The following is a 6,418-nucleotide window of genomic DNA, read 5'->3' as shown; positions in this document are numbered from 1 at the left end:
AGTCATCTCTGACATTGCTTGAGTACCTGCTGTGTATAAAAAGAACGGCGAGAAAGGCTCACCCTGAAAACATTAAGGATAATCTCAATCGAAATTGGCTACCGGGATGTATCTCACGATTAGTCGCTAATACCTTGCCTGGAAACGATTTTATCTGTAACGACCTCATGCTGACTGTAAGCAGTCATGGGCAGAATTTACAAAAACAATAAAAATGTCAGATTTTTGATATTCATTGTCCGACTCCTGATAACAGGCCAGAACGTCATTCCCTACAATATTGTTCTTTATTAATTATATTCCCTAAATAATTCGAGTTGCAGAAAGGCGGCGACGCAGTGAATCCCCAGGAGCTTACATTAGTAAGTGACTGGGGCGAGCGAGGAATGCCAACGCACATGCAACTTGAAGTATGACGGGTACAGAGGGGATTAAAATGTTTAGCCGTAATAGCATGGCGTTATTAACAATGCTATTGATGTTCCCACAAATTGTTGAAACTATTTATAGTCCGGCACTTACCGATATTGCGCTGCAATTTTCGGTGAGCACCCTGGAAGCATCACAAACTCTTTCCGTTTATTTCTTTGGTTTCGCTTTTGGTGTTTTAGCCTGGGGCCGCATTAGTGACATATATGGCCGTCGGCCAGCTCTTCTGGGCGGACTGCTGGTGTACGGAACAGGATCTCTGACAGCGCTGCTGGCAAAAGACTTTTCCGTCATCCTGATTGCCAGGGTTTTAGCCGCATTCGGTGCAGCCTGCGGCTCCGTGGTCACCCAGACGATTTTTCGTGACCGCTTCAGCGGCAACGCACTGGCAAAGATCTTCTCGTTTATCGGCATGGCGCTCGCTATTAGTCCTGCTATTGGGGTTTACCTCGGTGGGGTGCTGGCCTCCTTCGGTGGATACCGGATGGTCTTTGCAAGCCTGGCCACCCTTGCCCTCGTGCTGCTCGCCTGGTCATGTTTCACTCTTGAAGAAACGCGCCCGGCGATGACCAACAGCACCCCGTTTACGAGTGTACTTCACCGTACCATCAAGGATGGAAAACTCTGGCAGGCGACGATACTGGTGACGTTATTTAACGTCTCATTATTCAGTTATTACAGCCTGGCGCCGTTTATGTTCCAGCGTCTGGGGCAGACTCCAGAATCCTTCGGCTATACCGGAGTTATTCTGGCGGCAGGTTCAGTGGTTGGGGCACAGATAAATCGTCTGTTGCTGAAAAGCCAGCGCGGCAGCGACGCCATACTTCCGATTGCCCTCATGATGAATATCATTGGCGGCACCGGCGTGTATCTGCTCGCAAATTCGCTGTGGTTTCTCGCACCGATGGCAATAGTGATGATTTCTTACTCAATGGCTATCCCTGTCGTTCTGGGCTCCGCGTTAAGCGCCTATAACGACTGTCGCGGTACCGCCGGAGCGCTGTTTGGCCTTTTCTACTATCTGCTGATAGCACTGGGGCTGGGGTTATCCGGTGTATTCCAGAGCCTGGGGTTAACGCTTATTATCAATGCCATTATTATTGCTCTGATCGGATGGCGCTATATCCTGAGACTCCGGGCAGAAAATGGCGGACTAGGTCGGGGAATGACTGCGCATAAAAAGTAACTTTGTTCTGACCTGCGTACTGGCAAACAAGCTGGTCAGGATAGACAAGGCGCTTACGACGCGACAACAAACGTTCGCGTCGTAAGTCTCTACAGCAATAAATTATTTAAATAATCATTTATCTAGTTTTGCGAATACTGATAATTGATGATGCAAACGGCAGACCAGCCTATTGAAGAACCTGTATATCGAGATGGCTCATCTGAAACAGTATAATCTTTCTGAGGTTCATCTGGCGTGGAACTTACCGTGGCGCGATTTGGACGACGGATAAAATTAAGCCAGCCAATGATATATCTGTGTTGTAAAAAACGGGAGTGACCACAGATTCTATATACAAACTTCCCCATATATTACATATCCCTTATGCAAGTAACAGAAAGGCTGTGGCTGGGAAGGTAAGAGTTTATTATCCCAGATTGACTGTTTATCCCATAAATCATAGCTCCAGGCGCCCCTTCGGATGTCCAGTAGTTATCACGAATGAAACCAGAACCCGGGTAGTGAGATGGTCCCCCCCATTCACTGAATAATTTCCCTACAACACCATCCGATGTCGTTCCACTACTCAGGTTGGTCCGGAATGGCAGTCTTTGCCCCTGAACTCTGCATAAGGCAGTGGCATCGGTCCAGTTCATTGAACCACTATAACTGGTAAACCAGCCCGTCAAAGCAAACTGGTATCCTAACGTCTGAACGCCACCGGACGCCGGTGTTGCAATAATTTCGACACTGGCATCAGTTGCGCTGGTTGGTTCACTGTTGAATGTAACAATACCGGTGCTGTCAACACTTAGCCATGAAACGGGACTTCCGTCCTTATGCTGTACTTTCCATGAATATTCTGCGGCATTGTGTCCTGCCGGAGGATTGACAGTGAAAGTCGCCTGAGTAAATCCGGTTTTCGGAAAACCGGAATTTGCGGCGTAATTCCAGGAAGCCAAATGTGTAGTCGCAGTCAGTGTAAATTGAGTGCCAGGCGCCGTCAGCGTCACCGACGTAATCGCACCGGACAGTGCCACACCGCTGATCATCGCTGTCACGGTTGCTGTACCCGTGTCAGCCCCTCTCAGCGTTGCTGTATAGATACCATTCCCGTGGTCTGCCGTGTCGCTTATTATCGTGGCATTGCCGTTAACCCCCGTCACACCGAACACCACCGGCTTACCCGGCTGTACCGTACCGTTCTGGTCCGTCAACGTCAGGGTCAGCGTACTCACAGTCGTATTATCCGCCGGAATAGACGCCGGGCTGGCCGTCAGCACACCCTGCAACGGTACCACGGAAAATGTCACCGGCACCGTCCGACTCCCACCACCTGCTGCCGCAACCACCGTATAAGTATTTGCGGCCACACTGGTCAGCGTCACCTGAGCCACACCGTTACCGTCGGTGGTGACATCAGAAGAGGACAGGGTAGCTCCCGACGTTACGCTGAAGTGCACCACCGTGTTCGTCTGGAGGATACCTGCCGGGTTTTTCACCACTACACTGACCGTATTCCTGTCCTGCCCGTTAGCCAGCGCATTGTCTGCCGGAACCGTCACCTCCAGGTTAAGTATCTCCTGTGGGCCTGTATCCGTATTCTGTGCAAACGATGTGGTGGTACTGACCGCCGGCGCCGTACCCACCTGAGCCTGCAGGCTGTAGGTTCCCGGCGTCAGGCTAATCAAATCCAGTTTAGCGACACCGTTGCTGTCCGTCGTCACTCTCACCTGGGTGCTGTGTACCGCACCGGCGACGCTTAATCCGGCAGGCAAGGTGAAGAGCACTGTCTCACCAGAAACTCTTCGTCCGGCACCGTCGGTGACCATGGCCGTCACGGTGTTAACATCAATGCCGTTCGCCCGCGCACCGCTTCCGGCAGTCAGGTTACCAGTAAGTATCTGTACGCCTGTATCTTTGACAATAAGGGTGCTCTCCGCCCGGTCAGAACGGTTACCCTGACTGTCCCTGGCCACGGCGGTAATGATATAAGTGTTAAGTCGCGACGTTTCTGCAGCATTTGCCCCCGCTCGCCAGGCAGGCAGGGTAAACTGCGTAGTCGGGCCACTGCCGGTCATCCGTCCGCCCGCCCCCAGGAAGTCGCCGGCGCTCCAGTCGATAGCCTGTAGTGGGTACTTCGTCTGCAGCCCGGTTACCAGGGTAAACACTTGTCCCTGTGTGCCCTCCGCACGCTCGCGCAGTGCCAGCTTAATTAGCGCCTTCTTGCGGTACTCGAGGACGATGTTGTTGTTACGCTCCACCAGGTCAAGCCTGCTGCCTGCCAGGGTGCGCCGTTCACGTACCGCGTCTGGATCAAGCTGCTGCGCCAGGCTCAACCCCGGCGTCCAGGTCAGCTGCAGTCCGAAGCGGGAGTCGTTCATCCCTCCGTTGCCCATGCTGTGCTCCGCACTCAGCGTGACCAGCGGTACTGGCGTCCAGTTCATCCCCGCGGTGATAGCCTGTGGGTTGTCCTGCCTGTTACTGGTGCCAAACAGTGCCACTTCTTTACCGTAGTACTGCTCATAAGTCAGCTTCCCACCCACCTGTGGGTACGCTGGCAGCCAGCCTTCGGCACGGAGGTCCCAGCCGTTAGCCGGTCGGGCCTCATAGTCATTGTTCAGCTCCGGCGCATCCCGCCAGCCGCTGAGACGGAAGTAGCCGTTGGCACCGAGCTTCAGGTAGTCGCGCCACAACTCAGCGCCAAGCCCGGCCCGCTGATGGTAGCGGGTCAGGTCATAGTCATAAAAGGCGTTAGCCCCGGCCATCCACCCAGCACCGAAGTGGCGAACACCGGCACCGAGGTTCATCTGAGTACGGTCGTCGGTACGGTGAATGCTTTGCTGAGTGAATACTACCCACTCCGGTGCGTTGTACCAGGGGAGAAGAAAATCAAGATCAGAGTTTTTCAAAGTGAAGTCGCGGTCAACGCCGAGACGGACCCGTGCCGTACCAAAACCGGAGAGCCAACGCTCTACCTCTGCAGTAGCAGCGCCAGCGGCGGCGTTGCGTAGCTGGTCGCCAGCCACGGTGCTCATATCAGTATCGGCGTGAACGGAAGCCAGAGTCGAGCCAGCGGACTGCGCCCAACCGGCCAGGGTGCGGGCGGTCTCATCATTAGCATCCGTGCTACTGGAACGTGATGTTTCCTGGGGATCATCCGGGGCCGAAAGAATGGCAGCGTAAGCCGGAGCAACCGGCAGGATGACAAAAGACCAGAAGCTCGCCACCAGGGCGAAAAATGCTCTCAAAAAAGAGTTAGATATCATCATTACATCTTCATATTTTAAATGAATAAGCTATTTAATTTCGGCTTCATTAAAAGTTTGTTTAAACCATCTATAAAGAAAAAGGTTTCGCAGGCCGTTTCTGCTAAATGATAATACCCTCTGCACCGCATAATATATCATTTAGCGGGTGCTATTATATCAGAGGTCATTTAGCTATAGCGGTATGATGAAATCATTTGAGAATAATTCCTGATATTGTTAGTTATTTGCTAACATAATGCTTCTCACTGGTGATATACCAGATCGGAAATCTCATTGGTAAGCCGGAGGATAAGTGCTATATCGAGGCATTGATTGTGACAGGCAGCCAGTAATGTATGCTGCTGACAAGATATCATCAGCGTCACACAGCCATCCTGGACAATGGTGTGAATCGTTTTCACCCTGTCCTAACTCGATGGGAAAAGAAGACCGAAAATTAGCGGCATGCTGCATTCTGCCTGTGGTCTCCTCGCCTGGAATAAAGTTCAATTGATGTAGGCTCTAAGTGCACCGAATATATTAATGATGACATAAGAAAATCTGTACTATCTTTGTAAGTGGTTTGAGCTTTTGCAACATAAAAAAAACAGTTCTCTTTTGGGATGCGTTTATCTCGTTGATGGCAGGATAAAACCACATGAAGTATATCGTCTTATTTATTATCGTTATCTCTGTGCTGTACGTACATTTTCGTGGAAAGATCCGATACCGCTTCTGGCGCCAGCTTTCGGATCATTCCACCTTCACCGCACCGCTCAACGGTTTTATGTACCTTTTCTCCCGCGTGCCGAATACACCCTACCTGGGGACAGTTGCGTTTCCAGAGCTAGCCGTTCTTCAGCAGCACTGGCAGATTATTCGGGAAGAAGGCATTTATCTGCAGCAGGTGGAGCAAATTAAAGCGGCGGAGAAATACAATGATGCCGGATTTAATTCGTTCTTTAAAACCGGATGGAAGCGTTTTTACCTGAAGTGGTACGAAGACGCTCACCCTTCCGCCAGCCTTTTGTGTCCTAAAACCACCGAGCTGCTACGCAGTATTCCATCAGTTAAAGCAGCGATGTTTGCAACGCTACCGGATGGCAGCCGCCTGCCGCGCCACCACGATCCCTACGCCGGTTCACTACGCTTCCACCTCGGGCTTTCCACCCCTAATGATGACCGCTGTTTTATTGAAGTGGATGGTGAACGCTATAGCTGGCGGGATGGCGAAGGCGTGCTGTTTGATGAAACCTTTATTCACTACGCTGAAAATACCAGCGGCGAAAACCGGCTGATTCTGTTCTGCGACATCGAACGCCCGATGCGCTATCGCTGGGCGCAGAAAGTGAATTACTGGTTTGGGCGTCATTTAATGAGCGCCGCCGCCGCGCCGAACGACGTCGGCGATCGTGTTGGCGGTATCAACAAAAGCTTCCGTTATATCTACCAGATCCGTATCGTCGGCAAAAAGCTGAAAGCGTGGAATAAAACGGTGTACTACATCGTTAAATGGCTCGTTTTCGGCGGTATTGCGGTGTCTGTCTGGAGCTTGTTTTAAACGTGTTGG

General features: G+C 51.5%; 4 protein-coding genes. 3 read left to right on the top strand and 1 reads right to left on the bottom strand.

What is annotated here, in order from left to right; genetic code table 11:
* Both GYRE_RS24820 and GYRE_RS08460 read left to right on the top strand, forming a co-directional pair.
* Window positions 1-212, top strand: a 212-nt coding sequence (locus GYRE_RS24820) for a hypothetical protein (RefSeq protein WP_211248364.1), incomplete at its 5' end; no start/stop codon positions are given.
* Window positions 213-436: 224 nt separating this feature from the next.
* Window positions 437-1,615, top strand: coding sequence for a multidrug effflux MFS transporter (locus GYRE_RS08460; RefSeq protein ID WP_051860939.1), 1,179 nt, complete (start codon window positions 437-439; stop codon window positions 1,613-1,615).
* Between the two features lie 353 nt (window positions 1,616-1,968).
* Here the strand turns inward: GYRE_RS08460 and GYRE_RS23195 are convergent, their stop codons facing one another.
* Window positions 1,969-4,869, bottom strand: a complete 2,901-nt coding sequence (locus GYRE_RS23195; protein ID WP_051860938.1) for an inverse autotransporter beta domain-containing protein — start codon at window positions 4,867-4,869, stop codon at window positions 1,969-1,971.
* Between the two features lie 637 nt (window positions 4,870-5,506).
* Between GYRE_RS23195 and lpxO the strand changes: the two genes are divergently transcribed.
* A complete protein-coding gene (gene lpxO / locus GYRE_RS08450) occupies window positions 5,507-6,409 on the top strand; it encodes a lipid A hydroxylase LpxO (RefSeq protein ID WP_038254577.1) in 903 nt (300 codons plus the stop codon).
* Window positions 6,410-6,418: the final 9 nt, after the last annotated feature.

The organism is Yokenella regensburgei ATCC 49455 (genome assembly GCF_000735455.1).
GTDB classification, from domain to species: Bacteria; Pseudomonadota; Gammaproteobacteria; order Enterobacterales; family Enterobacteriaceae; genus Yokenella; species Yokenella regensburgei.
Note: the sequence above shows the minus strand (reverse complement) of the source record. Positions and strands in the feature narration are given on the sequence as shown.